Raw genomic sequence first — 775 nt, forward strand, 5'->3', positions numbered from 1 at the left:
GCCCCGCGCCCCTGCTGCGCGAGGCCGGCGGCCGGCCGCAACCGGGTGCCGACATCACCGTACACAAGCTGCTGCCGATGGGTGGCGGGGTCGGTGGCGGCTCCTCCGATGCAGCAACGACATTATTGGTCTTGAATCATTTATGGAAATGCGGATACAATCGCGCCTCGCTGATGGAGATGGGCCTGAAGCTGGGGGCCGATGTTCCCTTCTTCCTGTTCGGGCGCAATGCATTCGCCGAAGGTGTGGGTGAAGAATTGTCGCCACTGCGTACCGCAGATTGCTGGTATGTGGTGATCGAACCGGGCGTATCTGTTCCAACTTCAATAATTTTTTCATCAAAGTTGTTGACAAGGGATACGAAACCAATCAGAATAACGGACTTTCCTGATGCGACGAAACAAGTTGCTTCCAGCTTCGGGAAAAACGATCTGGAAATGGTGGCAACCGCACATTTCCCCGAAGTGGCAGCAGCAGTCGAGTGGCTGGGCAAATTCGGGAGTGCGAGGATGACCGGATCTGGCGCTTGTGTGTTTAGTGCATTCGAACACGAACATCAGGCAGACGAAGTGCTCAAGCAATTGCCTTCGCGCTGGATCGGCTGGAAAGCCAAAGCGATGCAGGAACATCCTCTCGCCCATTTAGTGCAGTCGTAATAGAGAATTAGAGAATTGGTTTGACGAAGACGCAGCGCCTGATGATGAGCGCGCCGGCACGGCAAACAGCAAGTTGCGTAGGGGAATCGCCAAGCTGGTTAAGGCACCGGATTTTGATT

General features: G+C 55.0%; 1 protein-coding gene. It reads left to right on the forward strand.

Annotated elements, in window-relative coordinates; all coding sequences use genetic code 11:
* The coding region (gene ispE, locus B3873_RS12640) for a 4-(cytidine 5'-diphospho)-2-C-methyl-D-erythritol kinase (RefSeq protein WP_286866455.1) at nucleotides 1-656 on the forward strand (656 nt) is incomplete at its 5' end.
* Nucleotides 657-775: the final 119 nt, after the last annotated feature.

The sequence above is a fragment of the Herbaspirillum sp. UBA812 genome (assembly GCF_002296545.1).
In the GTDB taxonomy this organism is placed as follows: Bacteria; Pseudomonadota; Gammaproteobacteria; order Burkholderiales; family Burkholderiaceae_D; genus Herbaspirillum; species Herbaspirillum huttiense.